Raw genomic sequence first — 248 nt, 5'->3', positions numbered from 1 at the left:
CCACACCACCCTGGCCACCAACCAGGTCCCGACCTCCCACGGCTCCCCGGTCCGCGTCATCGTCCGCGTCACCACCCAGACCCTGGCCGCGGCGGTCGAACGAGCCGCGGCCACCTCAGGGACAGGTGCAGACGGACCCGACGCGGCGCCCGAGACGCTGCCGGCGGGTCGCAGCGCGCCCGGCAGCCGACGTGACGCGAGCCCTGGCGAGCAGTCGGCCGAGGGCACGCTGCGTCCCGCCACCCCAC

Annotated in this window: 1 pseudogene; it reads left to right on the top strand. The window is 76.6% G+C overall.

Annotated features, from left to right (window positions below):
- Window positions 1–248 (top strand): annotated as a pseudogene (locus ASD06_RS19505) (hypothetical protein); the annotation flags it as partial.

It is taken from the genome of Angustibacter sp. Root456, from assembly GCF_001426435.1.
GTDB lineage: Bacteria > Actinomycetota > Actinomycetes > Actinomycetales > Angustibacteraceae > Angustibacter.
Note: the sequence above shows the minus strand (reverse complement) of the source record. Positions and strands in the feature narration are given on the sequence as shown.